The sequence below is a fragment of the Streptomyces sp. NPDC002935 genome, from assembly GCF_040611295.1.
In the GTDB taxonomy this organism is placed as follows: Bacteria; Actinomycetota; Actinomycetes; order Streptomycetales; family Streptomycetaceae; genus Streptomyces.
On the sequence record NZ_JBEXNW010000010.1, the window covers coordinates 281019 to 297552 of the forward strand.

Below are 16534 nucleotides of genomic sequence, written 5' to 3' on the forward strand. Positions count from 1 at the left end.
GGTCAGTCAGCGGGAACGTCCTCCGCGGGCAGCCGCCCCGCCCTCACCGCGTCGACGAGCGCCTGGTGGTCGCGCTCGTTCTGGTCGGCGTACCCCTCCGCGAAAGTCACGAGGGCACGGTCGAAGGAGTCCTTGTTGCCCAGGTAGGAGGCGATCGCGATCCGGTCGCCGGACCGTGCGTGCGCGCGGGCGAGGGTCCCGCCGCAGAGAGCGCCGAATGTCTCCAGCTGACCGGGCGACATCGTCTCCGGCATCGCGATGCCCTTCCAGTCGCGCAGTTGCCGGACGTAGAAGTCGCGACGCTTGCCGTCGATACCGTCCACCCGTTCCCAGCCGAGGAACATGTCGCTGGCCGCCTGCATCAACCGCTGCCCCGCGACGACGCGTTCGCCCTGGTTGCGGTACTGGCTGGCTCCGATGTGGTCGGCGAGGACCGAGGTGTCGGCTTCCTTGGCCTGCAGGAACAGCGGGTCGCGGCCGTCGCGGCCGAGGAGCAGGATGATCCAGCAGCGGGTGCCGACGCTGCCGACCCCGACCACCTTGCGGGCGACGTCCCCGAGCCGGTAGTCGTCCAGGAGTGCGCGCCGGTCGGACGGCAACGTGATCCCGTACCGCTCGATGAGCCCTCGGAACTGGCGCTCCAGCGTGGTCCGTTCGGTCTTGGGCAGCAGGTCGGCGAGGGGTACGAGCAACGGGGGGTCCGCCGCGATCACCGGTCGTCCGTCGACCCGGCGCGTGAGCTTCTCGAACACCTGCAAGGTGTCGCGCGAGCGGGCCTTGGTCAGGGCCTGGTCCAGTTTCTTCTGCCCACCCTTGCGGAGCCGGCCCGTGGTGAGATCCTTGAGGCGCTCGGCGTCGATCTTCGCGTACCAGACATCGAGGTTGCTCATGCCGGCGAAGCGGATCATCGCTTCTCGGTACGAGCGCACGGTGCCGCTCACGATGCGGGCGCGCTCGGCGTCGTCGAAGCCGTTCGCCCGCGCGGCGATGACGAAACTCGCCGACAGTCGCTTGACGTCCCACTCCCACGGGCCCGGCAAGGTCTCGTCGAAGTCGTTGATGTCGAACATCAACTTCCGCTCCGGCGAGGCCAGCAGCCGGAAGTTGAGCAGATGGGCGTCCCCGCACAGTTGGGCGGCGATGCCCGAGTCGGGACTTCCTGCCAGGTCGGACGCCATGATCGCCGCGGCGCCCCGGTAGAACCGGAACGGGGACTCGGTCATCCGGCTGTACCGGATCGGCACCAACTCCTGCACCCGGGCCGCGGACTGCTCCTCCAGGATCGCCAGCGGGTCCGGTCTCTTCTGACCGGGCTTGTACACCGCGTGTCCCGACCGTGGAGAGCGGCGCCGCGCCTCCTTGCCGAGCGCCACGCGCTCCTCGGGTGTCGCGTGGGGTGACGTGCGCATCGCGGTGGTCGCGTACTGGGGCATCGAAGGCTCTCCTGCCTGGCCCTGCGGCCCCCGGGTTCGCCCGGGGACACGGCAGCCGGAGTGCTGCCGTGTCCCCTTCCTGTGTTCTGTGCGGGCCGCGCCGATCGTCGTTCCTGGTGGCAGTCCGTCCTCAGCCCTGGGCCTCGATCTCGGCGTCGGCGACAGCGATGGCGATGCCCAGCGCCGCGGCGATGTTGCCCGCCGCCGTCATGACGCGGGCTGTACCGACGATGGGCGCGATGGCGACCAGGACGTCCTGCAACTGCTCGGCGGTGACACCTGTCTCGACGGCGGGGCCGATATGGGCGGCATAGGAGACCGGCGGAGCGTCCGAGGCGGCGAGGGCTGCGATACGCGTGAGCAGAAGCATGTCCGGGGCCAGCCCGCACCGTTCGATCGAGTCGATCGTCATCGCGGCGAGAGTGTCCAGAACAGGGGTTTCCGACGCAGTGGCCATGTTCGGGTGCCTTCCCGTGTGCTTTCGACGCCGAGAGCGCGAGGGTGGCGGAGCATCCGGTCTCCGCGAGCGCCGGCGTCCCCTCAACCCTAGATCCGCCCGGGGCACCCCGCACGGCAACGCGGATCGCCGCAGCTCCACGTGGTGCGGCACGCCCTGCCGACCCGGCTCCGCGGTCCGGAACCGGGCGGATCAGGCGACCTCGGCAGCTGCCTGCTGGACGGCCTTGTCGACGTCGTTCGTGCTCACGTCGAGTTCCTTGGCGATCTGCTTCTCCGCCTTGAGTTCGGCCTTCTCCAGGGCGTGCGAGAGCGTGCTCGCACCGACAATGACGAGGGCGGCCTGTCCCTCGTCGATGATCTCGCCGAACTCCTTGACGTCGGCCCGCGACATGCCACGCCACAGGTGGCCGCTCACACCTCCCACGGCGGCGCCGACGAGGGCGGTGCCGATGACCGCCGGCGGGAACAGCAGGCCGACGACCGCCCCGGCGGCGGCTCCGCCCCATGCCCCGTGCCGAGTGGCCGTCTCGTCCTTGTTCACATGGACCTTGCCGGCCTCGTCCTTGGTCACCACGGAGGCGTCGTAGGTGCCGACCGCACCGGCTGTGTGAAGGTCCTTGACGACCTCGTAGTCGGCTCGCGCCGCGGCTTCGCTCGGGTACGTGCCGATGTAGATGAAGACTGCGTCGGGCTTGGCCATGACATTTCTCCCGTCTGCGCTCGCCATGCTCGGCGGACCACGGCGAATGGGCGCGGCCGCGCCGCGAAGACCCCGCGGGCAGCCGCCGACTCGTTCCTGCCCTCATGCTGCGCGCTCCCCGTGAGGGCTGCATCCGCTCGGGCCCCAGGCGGGAACGGGAAGTGGCGTAGGCCGGCCGACGGGTGACCCGCGGTCGGTAAATGCCCGCTCCTACGGATCAGCAGCCGACGGCCGCGGCAGGGTGCGGTTCTTCAGCTCCCGCAACCGCAGCCTGAAGCGGACTTGGCCTCCGCGACCGGGACGCCGGGGTCGACCGAGGTTTCGGCGGGTGTGCAGCAGGCGTTGGCGCCGCAGCACGTGTCGGCCGAACCGGTCGCACGGGACGGCCGCCCCCCGGTCCGGGGCTTGGTGGCGCGGACGACGGCGGAGTGCATGCCGTCGGCCACCGGGTGCGTGGGGGTGATCTCGACGTTCACGAACCCCGCCGCCTCAAGGCCTTCGCGGTACTCGGCGAAGGACAGGGCGCCGGCGACGCACCCGACGTGGTCGCCGCGCTCCGCTCGCTGCCGGGATGTCAGGTTGTCGTCGGCGACCACGTCGGAGACGCCGATGCGGCCGCCCGGCGTCAGGACACGGAAGGTCTCGGCGAACACCGCCGCCTTGTCGGTCGACAGGTTGATCACACAGTTGGAGATCACCACGTCGATGGTGTTCGCGGGGAGCGGGATGGCCTCGATGGTGCCCTTGAGGAACTCGACGTTCGTCGCGCCCGCCTTCTCGGCGTTGGCCAGGGCGAGTTCGAGCATCTCCTCCGTCATGTCGAGGCCGTACGCCTTGCCCGTGGGGCCGACACGGCGGGCGGAGAGCAGAACGTCGATGCCGCCGCCGGAGCCGAGGTCGAGGACGCGTTCGCCTTCGTGGAGATCGGCCACGGCGGTCGGGGTGCCGCAGCCCAGTGAGGCGGCGACGGCTTCGGCGGGCAGGGCGTCGCGCTCGTCGGAAGCGTAGAGGGTGGAGCCGAAGTTCTCGTCCGTCTCGACCGGCTGCGGCCCGCAACACGCGGTACCACCCTCGGTCACCTTCACGGCTGCGGCGGCGTACCGCCGACGGACGGTCTCGCGCAGTTCGGTGGACTGCTCACTCATGACTCACTCCTGACTCACTCCTGGATGACGGGGCATGTCAGGCCCCGGAACGGCTTGCATCAACGTTCTTGCATTGACGTTCTTGCATTGACGTCCATCAATACAACCTTGCGCCTTGGATCGAGGAACGTCAACATAGAGGCATGTCGAAACAAGAGCTTGAGGTGATCGGTCGGGAGGCGGACGGCGCCTGCTGCCAAGGGCTTGCCTCCGCCCCGCTGACCGAGAACCAGGCCGTCGAACTGGCGAAGGCGTTCAAGGCGCTCGGGGACCCGGTGCGGCTGAGGCTGCTCTCGATGATCGCTTCGCGGGAGGGCGGCGAGGTGTGCGTGTGTGAGCTGACGCCCGCGTTCGAGCTGTCGCAACCGACGATCTCCCACCATCTCAAGCTGCTCCGCCAGGCCGGACTCATCGACTGCGAGCGGCGTGGGACCTGGGTCTACTACTGGGTGGTGCCTGGCGCCCTGGGCCGGCTGGGCGCGTTTCTGACCACTCCCGAGCCCGTCGGGGTGACCGCGTGAGCCCTTCGCTCGGACGACGCGCCGTGGCCGAACTGGTGGGGACGGCCGCGCTGGTCACGATGGTGGTCGGCTCGGGCATTCAGGCGACGGAGCTGTCGCGGGACGTCGGCGTCCAGTTGCCCGAACGGGGGCTTGGCTGATGGCCGTAACCCGAGAATTCGGTTGCCCCGCCGGGCCCCTGCGGGCTAAATACGACGCATGGCCGACCTTCAGGGCTCTTACGACGACCTGTTCACCGCCGTGCCCAGCGCGCTGTCCGCGTTGCTGGACGAGGGGGACGCCGGTGCCTCGGTGGCCGTCTTCGTGGACGGCGAACCTGTGGTGGACGTCTGGGGTGGGTTCGCCGACGCCGGCCGCACGACCCCGTGGCAGCGGGACACGATCACCAATGTCTGGTCCGTCACCAAGACGATGACGGCGCTGTGCGCGCTGATCCTGGCCGACCGTGGCGAGCTCGATCTGGACGCGCCGGTCGGCCACTACTGGCCCGAGTTCGCCAGGGCGGGCAAGGAGAAGGTGCTGGTGCGGCACCTGCTCGCGCACACCGCGGGCCTGCCCGACTGGGACGGGCCGATCGAGGAGCTCTACGACTGGCCGTCCGCCACGGCACGTCTGGAGGCACAGACTCCGCGATGGGAACCGGGGAGCGCGGCCGGGTACCACTCGCTCACCCAGGGGTTCCTCGTGGGCGAGGTCGTACGCCGGATCACCGGCCGCAGCCTGGGCGAGTTCTTCGCGGGGGAGGTGGCCGGACCACTGGGTGCCGACTTCCACATCGGGCTGCCCGCCGAGCATGACCACCGGGTGGCCCTCACCATCCCGCCGGCCTCCCAGGGCGAGGACTACGCCGCGAGCGCGCCCGGCGACAAGGCGCCTCCCGCCGCCGGCGCCCGCGTACGTGTCCGTGACGGCAACAGCGTGGCCTGGCGCCGTGCGGAGATCCCCGCGGCGAGCGGATTCGGCAACGCCCGCTCGGTCGGCCTCGTGCAGTCGGTGATGGCGTGCGGAGGAGCCGTGCGCGATACGCGACTGCTGTCACGGTCGGGCTGTGACCGTGCGAGGGAGGAGCAGTTCAGCGGCGAGGACCGCAGCCTGGGCATGCCCGTCCGTTGGGGCCTGGGCTACGGGCTGTTCGGCAACACCTACGGGTGGGGCGGTTGGGGTGGTTCATTGGTCGTGATCGACCCCGAGAGCCGAATGACGGTGGCCTACGTGACGAATCAGATGCGCGAGCCGGCGGACGACAACCGGGGAATGGAACTCGTGATGGCCGCCTACGACGGGCTCCAGGGTCTCCCCGCCTGATCCTGGTCGAACAACTCCGGCATCGGAGAGATTCACGCCGCGCGATCCCCCGTCGTGCCGCGGCGGAATTTCCGGCTCCATTACCTTGACAGAGCAGAGCGCGTGATCAAGGGCACTCCACTGAGGCCCTGTTCGTGATTTAAGAGGAGGAGGACGGTCATCCTCACCGTCACGTCGTCTCCAGCCGAGAGGCCGCTCGCCTTGTGCACGGCGGCCTTGAGCGGCAGCAGGTAGCCGCTGTCCTTGGGAAAGAACGACGTCTGGAAGGCGACCTCTCCGATCCGGGCCTCGACCGGGATCACGCCCCAACCACAGCTGGCCATCGCGGCCACCTCACGGATGTCGACCGACTCCTCGTCCGGCACACGCACGAAGTAGTACGGCGACGGTCCGCTCGCCGGGCGGGAGATCCCGCAGCCGGCACTGCTAGAAGTTGTGCACGCGATCCGCGCTTCAGTCGGCCACTCTGACGCCCAGTGTCCCGCTGGTCTGCTGACGAAAGTGTGGGAACCGCTCGGCCTTCGGGTCCAACACGTCGATCAGGATGATGAGTTTCTGCTGGAGTTCGACAAGCCGGAGTGCAGCCTGCGCGGTGTCCCCAGCGAGCCGGTCGATGTCCTCAAGGAGCGGGGCGAACCACCGGCGGAACGCGTCATCACCATCAAGCTTCTCGCAGAATTCGGCGTAGCCCAGGCACCTGCGACGGCCTGGCTCTCCGTCCGGATGCACCATCAGTTCTCCGATGGCCCGTTGCTCGGCGCGCCAGAGGCGTAGTACGTCATCAGCGGACGAAGTGCGGTTCAGCACTGTGCCGATGGACGAGATGACCGTCACAGCGCTCCGATTGGCCCGTGACTGACCGAGGTCGAGGAACTGGATGTCCCGCCGCAGGATCTCCACCCATCCCAAGTACTCGGCGAGCACGAACACCGTGCTGCGGCGCACATACTCCCGCTGCTCCGGCGTGCCCTGCAGATGAAAGGAGCTCATAAAACCGCGGTAAGGCCCTGGGGAGAGATCGGTTTGATGGCCGTGCAGGATGTTGTACAACCTGGACTGCAGGTCGTACGCGGCCCAGGCCAGCGAGGCCCCGTAGGAGTCCATGAGGTTCCGCTGTTCCATCAGACGCAGGCGCCGCTGCGTCCAGTAGCCGAGCACCGCCGTCGCGGCAGCGCCGACCAGCGCCACGAGCGCGGACACCAACGTCAGCACGTCCACTGCCGCCCCCTGAGTTCTCGCAGCCCGTCAACTGTCCACGTCCGCCGACGTGTTGGGATGACGAGCACCGAGCGTACCCCGCTCCCCTCCGCGCCTCCCGGGAAGCAGACGGCGAGCGCGCGGAGGACTGCCCGGTCCTGAGGCTCAGCAGTGGCCATGCGGCGCGCTCAGTCACGAGCTTTCTGTGGATGATGTACCGCTGCCGCTGGGGGACGAAGGAAGGCCAGGAGACCGTCCCGGCCTTCGAGATCAGCCGCGAGGGCTTCGAATGGGCGCCTCGTCATGCGTGTCTGTCGGGCTACGTTCGCGAGGTGCACCCCGACCGGCCGCCTGGCAGCGTCAGTTGAAGCGTGCGCCCACTCGCGTGGAGTGAGACCCCGAGCGGGACCCGTGCTTGCGGCCACTGCAACTTGCCTCCCCGGTGAAGCCGACCAGGGGTGTCGTGCCGGACGGACGTCGCGTCGGCGCCGGAGGTACCGCGGAAGCAGCCGAAGCGGCCTGGACCCACTTGGACCGGCCGCGGCATCGATCGTCGTTGGTGTGGTGTCGCGGCCGAGTCGTCCTGGCCGGTTCGGGCAAGCGGAAGGGGCTGGCTGTGAACACGCGCCACGGCGACTCCCGCCGAAGCGCCTGCGCCGGCCTCCGTGACGAAGTGGCCCGAGACGTGGCCACCCCCTTCCTTGCACGCGATTGCCTGCACACGCCGAGCGTCGCCATGTCACTCCTGCCGAACCGCCGGGCCGAGAGGAAGGGGGAGTCGCGGACGGAGACCGGGAGGAGGAACATCGGAGTCACGGAGGCAAAGTGGTGGTTATGGGGACGCCGTCGATGCATTTCAGCGAGAGTCCGGAGGATCCGTTCGCCCTGGCGCATGCCGCTTCGGCCGTGCTCGACGATCACGGCACAGTGGTCGGCTGGAGCGCACGTGCGCAGGAGCTGCTGGGCTACCGCGCCAAGGAGGTGATCGGACGGGCCTGGCGGGACCTCCTGGTCGACGCCCGTGACCTGCCTGTCGCGCGGTCCGTCGTCGTGGACGCCATGAGGGCAGGGGGCTGGTTCGGAGTCCTGCCCGTCCGGCACCACGACGGACGGCGTGTGGAGATGGGTTTCCGGGCCCGTGCGATCACCCGCGACGGAGATCGTCAAGAGTGGTTCCTGGTCGGTGCCCCTGCCGCGGAAGTCGTTGCCTGGCAGCTGGACCGTGCGCTGCTGGACGGCCTGTACCACCGGTCCCCGATCGGTCTGGCCATCCACGGCCCGGACAGGAAGGTGATTCGGGTCAACCGTGCGGTCGAAAAGGCAAGCGGCATCACAGCCGAGGCGCCGGTGGGCCGTAGTTCCGGCGAGTTCCTGGTCGACGAGGACGCGGGTCCGGCCGAGGAGCGGGTACGCCACGTCTTGGAGACCGGCGAGCCGTTGATCTTCACAGAGCAGTCGGCGCGCACACGCCATGCTCCGGGGCGGGAACGGATGGTGTCCGTCTCCGCGTTCCGGATGGAAGACTCCTCGGGCCGGGTTCTCGGCGTGGCGGAGACGATCGAGGACGTGACCCAGCGCTACCAGGCCCGACGCAGGCTCACTCTGCTGAACGAGGCGAGCGCCCGGATCGGAACCTCACTGGACGTGACGCAGACGGCCCGGGAACTGGCCGAGGTGGCCGTCTCCGGCTTGGCCGACTACTGCTCGGTGGACCTCCTGAAGCCGGTGGCACTTGGTGACGAACTGCCCTTGGACATGGCAGGTGCGCTCCTGCGAGTGGCCTTTTCGCCCCCGGAACCACGGGTCCCGTTCCAGGAGGGCGACGTGGTCCCGCTCCTTCCGGAGTCTCCGCAGGCGCGGTGCCTGGCCGAGCGTCGCCCGATTCTCGAACGGCTGCTGTCCCTCCGCCCCGAGTGGTACGCCATGGACCGGCGGCGGATCGAGGTCGCCCTGGGTCTCGGCGTTCATTCCCTGATCGCGGTGCCCCTGATGGCACGCGGCCTGGTACTGGGCGTAGTGAGTCTGTGGCGAGTGCGCCATTCGGAGCCTTTCGAGGACGACGATGCCGCAGTGGCCCATGAGTTCTCCTCGCGTGCGGCCGTCTGTATCGACAACGCGCGCCGCTTCACCCAGCAGCAGAGCGCCGCTCTGACTCTGCAGCGCAGTCTGCTGCCGGGCACGGTGTCCGACCTGCCGGCCGTCGAGGTGGCCTGCCGGTACCTGCCGGCGAGCGGTGAACCGGGCATCGGTGGTGACTGGTTCGACGTGATCCCGTTGTCAGGGGCCCGAGTCGCCCTCGTCGTGGGAGACGTGGTCGGCCACGGAATCCACGCCGCGGCCTCGATGGGGCGCCTGCGCGCCGCCGTGCGCACCCTGGCCAGCCTCGACCTGGAACCGGACGAGGTGGTGGCCCGGCTGGACGATCTGGTCAGTCTGCTGGCCGCCGAACTGGAGACGAACGCCGAGGGCAACCAGTCGGCGATCGAACAGACGCTCGGGGCTACCTGTGTCTACGCGGTCTACGATCCGGTCTCCCGGCAGTGCTCCCTGGCGCGCGCCGGCCACCCGGCACCCTTGGTGTCCACGCCGGACGGCCAGGTAACCGTGCTCGACCTGCCCGCAGGTCCACCGCTCGGCCTGGGCGGACTGCCGTTCGAGATGTACGAACTCGACCTCCCTGAGGGCAGCCTGCTCACGCTCTACACCGACGGCCTCCTGGAGGCGCGCGACGGCGACATCGATGCCGCGCTGGAGAAGCTGGAGGAATGCCTCGCCCACAGTGCCGACGCTCTGGAGCGCACGTGCGACGGGGTGATCGAAGCGCTGCTGCCCACGGACCGCCGCCCCACCGACGACATCGCGCTGCTCATGGCCCGTACCCGGGTACTGCCGCCGGAGAGCTTCGCCACCTGGCACCTGCCTCTGGAAGCGACCTCCGCTGCCCGCGCCAGGGAGCTGACCACGGCGAAACTGGCCGAATGGGGGCTGTCGGAAATGGTCTTCACCACCGAGCTGGTCGCCAGCGAGCTCGTCACCAACGCCTACCGGTACGCGGACGGCCCCGTCACCCTGCGCCTCATCCGTACACACTGTCTGATCTGTGAGGTGTCCGACGCCAGCCACACGTCCCCTCACCTCCGAAGGGCCCTCAGCACGGACGAAGGCGGACGCGGGCTCTTCCTGGTCGCGCAGCTCACGGAGCGGTGGGGCACCCGCTACACCCACGACGGCAAGACAGTCTGGACGGAGCAGCCTCTGCCGCCCTCCTGACCACCCGCGGCCTCCACGACTCACAGCGCTCTCAGGCCATTCGGATACCGCCGGGCGAAACCGTAGAGAATGCTGTTACGCGTGCAACAAATGAGGAATCCGGAAAGGATTCCGAACATGCGTTTAAATGTTCTCCATGTTGACACGAGCGATTTCCCGATGGGAATCTGATCGGAGTCGCACAACTGGGGGACTGATGAAGTGTCGACGATGCAAGGCGGATTCCCCGCGCTCGGAATGGCGATTCGGCAGCATGGAATCCCTGAGATCAGCAATCCTCGCCGCACCCAGGATCTACAGCGTCGGGGTGGCATCACTGTGGTGGAACACCTCGATCCGCGGCGGAGCCAACCTGGTCGGGCGCAAGTCCCGGAAGGGTGGCATCTGCCCTCGCTGCAACGCGATCCACATCGAATGCCCGGACTGCCGGGCCAGGCATCACGTGACGGCCAGCGAAATGGGCACAAAGATCACGTGCCGAAAGTGCGATGAGGAGTTCTACTTCGTACCCACCGGCGCATAAAGACTCCACGATCGCATGCCATCTCCCGAACATCGCCGACCGGCAATGAATTCTGCAGTGAATTCGGCAATGAAACCGGAGATGAATCTGCGATGAATTGCTGAGCGGGACTTCCTGGCAGGAGCGCGATCAGACGGTCGCAACCGCGTATCGGCCACGCGCTGGGAGTTGTTCATCTTCTCCCAGCGCCCTCATGCCCTCAGCAAAGGGGAGGAGCTGGGCGGCCCGGTACTTTCGCCCTCGAAGCCCGTGACAGCCGGGGCCAGGGCCGGGCCAGGGCCGCTTGCCGACCCCCGTGGCTCCGAATGAGTGGACTTGACGGAACGCGGATCGGACCAGGGCCTTCGGCAGGAGTGCGGGTGGTGGTGTTGCCGTCTGTTCCCCTGACCCGGAAGAGGCGCCCCGACATGCGACGTACCTCCTACCGCCGTCCGTTCGCCGCGGCACTGCTCGCGGCGTCCGTGCTGGCCCCGATGACAGCGACTCCCGCCGCGGCCTTCCGTACGGCGGGCGGCCACGCAGCAGGCGTCGACCGGCACGACAAAAACGACTGCCCGCAGCACAGCCTCAGCCCCGAGCTGACCGCCCGGCTGGACAAGGCCATCGCGGACGTCCGCAAAGAGGCCCACATCCCCGGTGTCGTCGTCGGGGTGTGGATGCCCGGCAAGGGGAACTACGTCCGCGCGACCGGTGTCGCCGACACCACCACCCGCCGGCCGATGGCCGTCGACTCCTACTTCCGGATCGGCAGCGAGACCAAGACTTTCACCGTCACCGCGCTGCTCAAGCTCGTCGACGACCACCGGATCGGGCTGGACGACCCGATCTCCCGCTACATCCGCGGCGTGCCGAACGGTCGCCACATCACCCTGCGTCAGCTCGCCGAGATGCGCAGCGGCCTGTTCCCGTACACCTCCGACGCGGACTTCGAACACGACCTGTTGAGCAACCCGCAGCGCACCTTCACCCCGCGGGAACTCCTCGCCTACGGCTACAAGCACCCGAACACCTTCGCGCCCGGCACGGAGTTCCAGTACTCCAACTCCAACCTCATCCTGCTCGGCCTGGTCATCGAGAAGGTCAGCGGTCACCACCTCATCGACTTCATCGACAGGCGGGTGCTCCGCCCGGCCCATCTGCGCGACACGTTGTTCCCGAAGGGGAACGAGTTCCCCGAGCCGCACCCGCAGGGCTACACCGACCAGACGCTGAACGGCGAGACCGCGAACGCCACCGACTGGAACCCCAGTTGGGCCTGGGCGGCCGGGGCGATGATCTCGAACCTGCACGACCTGCGCCGCTGGGCCAAGATCCTCGCCACCGGCACCCTGCTCAGCCCCGAGACCCAGGCACAGCGCCTAGAGACACTGCCGACGGGCTTCCCGGGAACGACCTACGGCCTCGGCATCTTCGACGCCAACGGGTGGATCGGGCACAACGGCTCCCTGCCGGGATACGAGACCGTGACCGTCTACCTGCCCTCGAAGAAGGCCACCATGGTCCTCATGCTCAACACCGACTCCGACCACGACGGCGTCGAGCCGTCCACCCTTCTCGCCCGGGCCATCACGCAGATCATCACGCCGAACAACGTCTACGACGGCGCGGTCGTCACGCGCTGAAGCGGCCGGTCGTCGACGAGGGCCTCCCGGGTGTCGGTGCGGATGTCGCACGCCGTACCGAACCCGGGAGGTTTCCCCACGGTCACTCGGACGGCTGCGACTTCCCGAGCTTGGCCAGCTGTGTCCTGACGATCGCCGCCGGTATGACAGCCGGGCCCTCGCCCTGTGGCCCTCCGGGGCGATTGATCGCGTAGAGCATGGCGACCGTCGCCCCCTGCCGAACGGCCAGCACCGTGTACGGAACCCGGACGGGCTCCTCGTCCTCGTCGACCGCCGCTAGCTGTGTGAGCCGCAGGGACACCGACTCGTCGCCATAGCCGGGGTCGGGCTGGAGTTCGGCCTCGCTGTAGCGGAAGTCCACCAGGACGTCCTTGAAGGTCGTGCACTTCTTGGCGGCCGTTCGGAACGCGTCGATCACCCGCACGGCATCCCCCGCGCCGTGCGACGACAGGATCATGGATGCTCCGGGGCCGTGCTTCTTCGAAAAGATCATCCGGCCGACGCGCGCGGTGGCCTTGAAGCCGCTGCTTCCGCCCAGCGCCTGGACGACGGGCGTGCATGCCGCGGGATCCGCCGTCTTGTGAGACGCCGGGGTCGTGGCGAGCGCCGGGTTGACTTCGTAGCCGTCGAGATCCTTTGCCGAGATCGCCGCCCGCTCCAACTCTCCCTTGCTCAACGGCTTGTCGTGCATCCCGGCGGTGTTGGCCTCGTCCGACAAGCCGTCTCGGGAGTCCGGCCCGGATCCACATCCGGCGAGCGAGGTAAATGCCATGAGCATGGCAAATGCAGCGCCGACGCGCGCCTGGTGAACCACTGAGTTCCCACCCGTTTGGTCGGTGAGCGCGCGCAACGTTCCGCCGGCTCAGGAAGCTTCGCTCGAACCATCCACCCCCGGCTCAGAGCATCGAGCAGCATGGTAGATCTTCCGCCGGGGCAGCGGCACGGATTTTGAGGCCGCCGGAACCACGAAGGCGCCGTTCCCGTCGTACGACCGGAACGGCGCCCAAGGGTCACGCGTATCGCCCATCGGACCGACTGGATCGGACCTCATCGACCTCATCGACCTGATCGACCAGGTCTGATCGACTAGATCGTGGCGGCGTCGATCACGAAGCGGTAGCGGACGTCGCTCGCCAGCACCCGCTCGTACGCCTCGTTGATCTCGGACGCGCCGATCAGCTCGATCTCGGCTCCGAAGCCGTGCTCGGCGCAGAAGTCCAGCATCTCCTGGGTCTCCTGGATGCCGCCGATGCCGGAGCCCGCGAGGGTCTTACGGCCGCCGATCACGGAGAAGAGGTTGAGCCGGACCGGCTCCTCGGGCGCGCCCACGTTCACGAAGGCGCCGTCCGTCCGCAGCAGGGCGAGGTAGGCGTCCAGGTCCAGCGGGGCGGAGACGGTGGACAGGATCAGGTCGAAGGTGCCGCGCAGCTCCTTGAAGGTCTCCGGGTCGCTGGTGGCGTAGTAGTGGTCGGCGCCCAGCTTCAGGCCGTCGTCCCTCTTGCGCAGCGACTGGGAGAGGACCGTCACCTCGGCGCCGAGCGCGTGGGCGATCTTGACGCCCATGTGGCCGAGACCGCCCATTCCGAGGACGGCGACCTTCTTGCCGGGGCCCGCGTTCCAGTGCTTGAGCGGGGAGTACGTGGTGATGCCGGCGCAGAGCAGCGGCGCGGCCACGTCGAGGGAGATGCCGTCGGGGATGTGCAGGGTGTAGTTCTCGTCGACGACGATCTTCTCGGAGTAGCCGCCGTAGGTGGGCTCGCCGTCCTTGCCGACGGAGTTGTACGTGCCCACGCCGCCGCCGGTGCAGTACTGCTCCAGACCGGCCTTGCAGTTGTCGCACTCGCGGCAGGAGTCGACCAGGCAGCCGACGCCCACACGGTCGCCGACCTTGAACTTGGTGACGCCGGAGCCGACCTCGGAGACGATGCCGGCGATCTCGTGGCCGGGCACCATCGGGAAGATGGCCTCTCCCCAGCCCTCGCGGGCCTGGTGGATGTCGGAGTGGCAGATGCCGGCGAACTTGATGTCGATCAGGACGTCGTGCTCTCCGACCTCGCGACGCTCGATGGTGGTGCGCTCCAGCGGAGCCTTGGCGGCGGGAGCGGCGTACGCAACGACAGTGGTCATGCCGGGGTTCTCCTCGGGAGGGGGTGGAACGTGCCCGGCTGTCTTCCGTCGGGCACGGCAACGAGCCTGCCCGATCCCCCAGGATTCACCCAGGTCACGGTTCTGCGTACGTCCGCCGGTCCTACTACTGGCGGGGTCAGGCTCGGCAGCGTACGACCGTGAATACTGGATGGATGGATGAACAGCCCTCTGTGGGGCCCGCCGGCGAGGCTCACCCGCTGGACCGGCGCGCCGAGCTCAGTGAGTTCCTGCGCAGCCGCCGCGCCCGGCTGAAGCCGGAGGACGTCGGGATACCGAACTTCGGGCGGCACCGCCGGGTGCCCGGGCTGCGCCGGGAGGAGCTGGCCCAGCTGGCCGGAGTGTCCGTCGCCTACTACACGCGCCTTGAGCAGGGCAACGGGCGCAATGTGTCGGCGGAGGTGCTGGACGCGATCGCGCGGGCGCTGCGGCTGACGGATGCAGAGCACAACCACCTCACGCACCTCGCGAAGCCCAAGCAGCACAAGAAGAAGCAGGCGGCCCGGCCGCAGCAGGTGCGGGGCGCCCTGCGTCAGCTGCTCGACACGCTCGACGGCGTCCCCGCGTACATCACCGGGCGGCGTTCCGACGTGCTCGTCTGGAACCGGATGGCCGCGGCCGTCTTCGGGGACTGGTCGGAGCTGCCGCCCCAGGAGCGGAACTGGGCGCGGATGGTGTTCCTCAGGCCCGAGTACCGGGATCTGTTCGTGGAGTGGGAGCAGAAGGCGATCGACATCGTGTGTCTGCTGCGTATGGACGCGGGCTGCCATCCGGACGATCCGCGGCTGTCCGCGCTGGTCGGGGAGCTGTCCGTGAAGAGCGAGGACTTCCGGCGGCTGTGGGCGACGCACGACGTGAAGGAGAAGAGCCACGGGGTGAAGCTGTTGCGGCATCCGCTGGTGGGCGACCTCGCGTTGCAGTTCGAGTCGTTCCGGCTGGTCGACGACGCCGAGCTGGCGCTGATCACCTATCACGCGGAGCCGGGGTCGAGCTCGGCGGAGGCGCTGCGGTTGCTGGCGTCGTGGGGGACGGACGCGACCCGCGCGGGCACCTCCTCACCCCGGTGACCGCCGTCCCGGCAGCCGTCACCCCCGGCGGTCGGGACCCCGTAGCGGTCACCCCGGCGGTCGGCACCTCGTAACCGTGATCCCGGCGGCCCTCGCCCCGCCGCCCCGCCGCACCGGTGGGGCGACGGGGCAGGCCGCGGGGGCCCGGCCAGGGATCACGGCTGGTACGGCGGTGCGGCCCCCCAGGTCCACTTCGGTACCGGCTGCTCCGCCGGAGGCTTCGCGTCCGGGCTTGAGAAGTAGACGGCCAGGCGTGTGCCCCACTCGGTGTAGGCGAGGAAGGCGGAACGGAACTCGGCGTCGGTGGGAAGTCCCGCGTCGTCGGCGGCGTCCTGGAGCAGATTGACCCAGCGGCGGCGCTGCACCTCCGTGATGCCCTTGCCCAGGTGCTTGGCGACCATGTGGCCGTGGCCCCCCTGGGTGTCCGAGTACGCCGGCGGTCCGCCGAAGACCTCGCCGAGCCACAGGGCGACATGGACGGCGTGTTCGGGCGCGAGGTCCGCGAACAGGGGCGCGAGGAGGTCGTCCTTGAGGACCTTGTCGTAGAACGCCTCGGTGAGGCGGGTGAAGGCCTCGGCGCCGCCCGCCCAGGCGTAGAGCGTGGGCACAGAGGCGCCCTGGCCGCGCACCGACGTCGGCTTGTAGTGGCGCATCTCCTCGATGCTGCCGATGTAGGGGCTGATCTCGGCGAGGAAGTCGGGAAAGAGTTCGGAGGTGCGGAAGCCCTCGACGTGGTCCTCCGTCGAGGTCCAGGTGATCCTCAGGATGAAGTGCTCGAAGTCCTCCTCGCAGCGCGCGAGTTCGTAGTCGACGCACTGCGGGGCCGCGGCGAGCTGGACCGCGGCCCGGGTGTAGGCGGCCAGGAACTCCGCCGACTGCTGCTCGGGAATCCGGTACCGGATGTATTCGACTGTCGAAACGGTCATGCCCCCACACAAACACGGACGGGCCACCGGAAGCTTTGTTTCCGGTGGCCCGTTCGCTCCTGGCTCACTTCCCCCGCTCCGCCGCGTGTCGCGGACCGGGGTCGTCGGCCTGTCCCGGCGTGCCCGCTAGGGCCTGTCCGGCGGATCAGGTCGGAGGAGATCCGCGGCGCCTGATCAGCGCACGTGAGCGGGGCCTGGTGCGTCCAACTGCAAGGCGGAGG

General features: G+C 68.8%; 14 protein-coding genes and 2 pseudogenes. 7 read left to right on the forward strand and 9 right to left on the reverse strand.

Going from position 1 to position 16534, the window contains the following annotated elements; translation table 11 throughout:
* Nucleotides 1-2: 2 nt before the first annotated feature.
* The 4 genes from ABZX90_RS16630 to arsM form a co-directional block, all read right to left on the reverse strand.
* Nucleotides 3-1433: a DUF2252 domain-containing protein gene (locus ABZX90_RS16630; RefSeq protein ID WP_355205442.1), complete on the reverse strand. Its 1431-nt coding sequence runs from the start codon at nucleotides 1431-1433 to the stop codon at nucleotides 3-5.
* A 130-nt stretch (nucleotides 1434-1563) separates the two neighbouring features.
* Nucleotides 1564-1890 carry a carboxymuconolactone decarboxylase family protein gene (locus ABZX90_RS16635; protein ID WP_351126147.1) on the reverse strand — a complete coding sequence of 109 codons (327 nt, stop codon included), beginning with the start codon at nucleotides 1888-1890 and terminating at the stop codon, nucleotides 1564-1566.
* Nucleotides 1891-2082: 192 nt separating this feature from the next.
* The gene (locus ABZX90_RS16640; RefSeq protein ID WP_355205446.1) at nucleotides 2083-2592 is read right to left on the reverse strand and encodes a DUF1269 domain-containing protein; all 510 of its coding nucleotides are present in this window, start codon (nucleotides 2590-2592) and stop codon (nucleotides 2083-2085) included.
* 251 nt (nucleotides 2593-2843) lie between these two features.
* Nucleotides 2844-3737, reverse strand: a complete 894-nt coding sequence (gene arsM, locus ABZX90_RS16645; RefSeq protein WP_355205449.1) for an arsenite methyltransferase — start codon at nucleotides 3735-3737, stop codon at nucleotides 2844-2846.
* Nucleotides 3738-3880: 143 nt separating this feature from the next.
* Between arsM and ABZX90_RS16650 the strand changes: the two genes are divergently transcribed.
* The 3 genes and pseudogenes from ABZX90_RS16650 to ABZX90_RS16660 all read left to right on the forward strand — a co-directional run bounded on the left by ABZX90_RS16650 (nucleotide 3881) and on the right by ABZX90_RS16660 (nucleotide 5563).
* Nucleotides 3881-4258 (forward strand): metalloregulator ArsR/SmtB family transcription factor, encoded by a 378-nt coding sequence (locus ABZX90_RS16650; RefSeq protein ID WP_351126153.1) that lies wholly within the window; start codon nucleotides 3881-3883, stop codon nucleotides 4256-4258.
* Nucleotides 4255-4377 (forward strand): annotated as a pseudogene (locus ABZX90_RS16655) (aquaporin family protein); the annotation flags it as partial. The gene ABZX90_RS16650 and the pseudogene ABZX90_RS16655, both read left to right, overlap by 4 nt.
* Before the next feature lie 79 nt (nucleotides 4378-4456).
* Entirely contained in the window at nucleotides 4457-5563 is a 1107-nt protein-coding gene (locus tag ABZX90_RS16660) for a serine hydrolase domain-containing protein (RefSeq protein ID WP_355205453.1), read from the forward strand.
* Nucleotides 5564-5643: 80 nt separating this feature from the next.
* Here the strand turns inward: ABZX90_RS16660 and ABZX90_RS16665 are convergent, their stop codons facing one another.
* Nucleotides 5644-5973, reverse strand: coding sequence for a DUF1905 domain-containing protein (locus ABZX90_RS16665; protein WP_351126199.1), 330 nt, complete (start codon nucleotides 5971-5973; stop codon nucleotides 5644-5646).
* 43 nt (nucleotides 5974-6016) lie between these two features.
* Nucleotides 6017-6781: a hypothetical protein gene (locus ABZX90_RS16670; RefSeq protein WP_355205456.1), complete on the reverse strand. Its 765-nt coding sequence runs from the start codon at nucleotides 6779-6781 to the stop codon at nucleotides 6017-6019.
* A 188-nt stretch (nucleotides 6782-6969) separates the two neighbouring features.
* On the opposite strand from ABZX90_RS16670, the pseudogene ABZX90_RS16675 reads away from it, so the two are divergent.
* From ABZX90_RS16675 to ABZX90_RS16685, 3 genes and pseudogenes are all read left to right on the forward strand, one after another.
* Nucleotides 6970-7151, forward strand: a pseudogene (locus tag ABZX90_RS16675) (DUF4291 family protein); the annotation flags it as partial.
* Between the two features lie 458 nt (nucleotides 7152-7609).
* Nucleotides 7610-10030, forward strand: a complete 2421-nt coding sequence (locus tag ABZX90_RS16680; RefSeq protein WP_351126159.1) for a SpoIIE family protein phosphatase — start codon at nucleotides 7610-7612, stop codon at nucleotides 10028-10030.
* A gap of 930 nt (nucleotides 10031-10960) precedes the next feature.
* Nucleotides 10961-12175, forward strand: a complete 1215-nt coding sequence (locus tag ABZX90_RS16685) for a serine hydrolase domain-containing protein (protein ID WP_351126161.1) — start codon at nucleotides 10961-10963, stop codon at nucleotides 12173-12175.
* A gap of 82 nt (nucleotides 12176-12257) precedes the next feature.
* Here the strand turns inward: ABZX90_RS16685 and ABZX90_RS16690 are convergent, their stop codons facing one another.
* Complete coding sequence (locus ABZX90_RS16690) at nucleotides 12258-12893, reverse strand: hypothetical protein (protein ID WP_355205461.1); 636 nt, start codon at nucleotides 12891-12893, stop codon at nucleotides 12258-12260.
* Nucleotides 12894-13261: 368 nt separating this feature from the next.
* On the reverse strand, nucleotides 13262-14302 hold the full coding sequence (locus ABZX90_RS16695; RefSeq protein WP_351126164.1) for an NAD(P)-dependent alcohol dehydrogenase: 1041 nt from the start codon (nucleotides 14300-14302) through the stop codon (nucleotides 13262-13264).
* 173 nt (nucleotides 14303-14475) lie between these two features.
* On the opposite strand from ABZX90_RS16695, the gene ABZX90_RS16700 reads away from it, so the two are divergent.
* Entirely contained in the window at nucleotides 14476-15387 is a 912-nt protein-coding gene (locus tag ABZX90_RS16700) for a helix-turn-helix transcriptional regulator (RefSeq protein WP_351126166.1), read from the forward strand.
* A gap of 155 nt (nucleotides 15388-15542) precedes the next feature.
* Here ABZX90_RS16700 and ABZX90_RS16705 read toward each other — a convergent pair whose 3' ends face one another.
* Entirely contained in the window at nucleotides 15543-16313 is a 771-nt protein-coding gene (locus ABZX90_RS16705; RefSeq protein WP_351126168.1) for an antibiotic biosynthesis monooxygenase, read from the reverse strand.
* Between the last annotated feature and the right edge of the window lie 221 nt (nucleotides 16314-16534).

What these genes read in the sequence shown, in the direction of transcription:
- ABZX90_RS16630 (WP_355205442.1), bottom strand. Translation starts at nt 1,433, where the DNA reads ATGCCCCAGTACGCGACCACCGCGATGCGCACGTCACCCCACGCGACA.
- ABZX90_RS16635 (WP_351126147.1), bottom strand. Translation starts at nt 1,890, where the DNA reads ATGGCCACTGCGTCGGAAACCCCTGTTCTGGACACTCTCGCCGCGATG.
- ABZX90_RS16640 (WP_355205446.1), bottom strand. Translation starts at nt 2,592, where the DNA reads ATGGCCAAGCCCGACGCAGTCTTCATCTACATCGGCACGTACCCGAGC.
- arsM (WP_355205449.1), bottom strand. Translation starts at nt 3,737, where the DNA reads ATGAGTGAGCAGTCCACCGAACTGCGCGAGACCGTCCGTCGGCGGTAC.
- ABZX90_RS16650 (WP_351126153.1), top strand. Translation starts at nt 3,881, where the DNA reads ATGTCGAAACAAGAGCTTGAGGTGATCGGTCGGGAGGCGGACGGCGCC.
- ABZX90_RS16660 (WP_355205453.1), top strand. Translation starts at nt 4,457, where the DNA reads ATGGCCGACCTTCAGGGCTCTTACGACGACCTGTTCACCGCCGTGCCC.
- ABZX90_RS16680 (WP_351126159.1), top strand. Translation starts at nt 7,610, where the DNA reads ATGCATTTCAGCGAGAGTCCGGAGGATCCGTTCGCCCTGGCGCATGCC.
- ABZX90_RS16685 (WP_351126161.1), top strand. Translation starts at nt 10,961, where the DNA reads ATGCGACGTACCTCCTACCGCCGTCCGTTCGCCGCGGCACTGCTCGCG.
- ABZX90_RS16695 (WP_351126164.1), bottom strand. Translation starts at nt 14,302, where the DNA reads ATGACCACTGTCGTTGCGTACGCCGCTCCCGCCGCCAAGGCTCCGCTG.
- ABZX90_RS16700 (WP_351126166.1), top strand. Translation starts at nt 14,476, where the DNA reads ATGGATGAACAGCCCTCTGTGGGGCCCGCCGGCGAGGCTCACCCGCTG.
- ABZX90_RS16705 (WP_351126168.1), bottom strand. Translation starts at nt 16,313, where the DNA reads ATGACCGTTTCGACAGTCGAATACATCCGGTACCGGATTCCCGAGCAG.